Below are 561 nucleotides of genomic sequence, written 5' to 3' on the forward strand. Positions count from 1 at the left end.
AAGAATAATATAAAAGAAGTTAATAATAAGTTTGAAAATATAGTAGCTGGAAAGCAACAGGATGCAGAATTGATATTGTCTAGGGATGGAGAAATAAGTTTGCCTGTTAGGCTTAAAAGAGACTTGTATGTAGATAATATTCCTCTTAAGCAAAAGGTTTTAGATATAGAAGGACTTAAGGAAATGCAAGACTTAGAGTATGAAACCGATACTGGTTATAGGGTTTGTGAAAACACTAAAAATGGAGTTGTAAAGGATTTAAAGGTGTATGGGAAGAGTTTTGTCAATATAGCAGATTTTTCTAAAGTAGTAGTGCAAGGAGGAGCGGTAAAAGGAATCAATGGAAAAGTTAGCTTACCTGTTAACAATGCTTCATTTTACTATGAGGGTGATATTTTCTCAAACTTATGTACTGCTATATTTATTCCTGAAAATAATGAAAAGTACACAATTCATACCTTAGATAAATCGGGTGCTAATGTTGATGCTTGGTTTAATCAAGTTGGAATGCAAATTAAATTGTTGAATAAATCTAACATTTGTAAGGTTAGAGCATATTCT

The 561-nt window shown here is 31.4% G+C and carries 1 protein-coding gene; it reads left to right on the forward strand.

The features are described from left to right. On the forward strand, positions 1-561 hold a 561-nt coding region (locus tag AZI32_RS18675), incomplete at both ends, for a hypothetical protein (protein WP_162266759.1).

It is taken from the genome of Clostridium sp. ATCC 25772, assembly GCF_001573875.1.
Classification (GTDB): domain Bacteria; phylum Bacillota; class Clostridia; order Clostridiales; family Clostridiaceae; genus Clostridium_J; species Clostridium_J senegalense.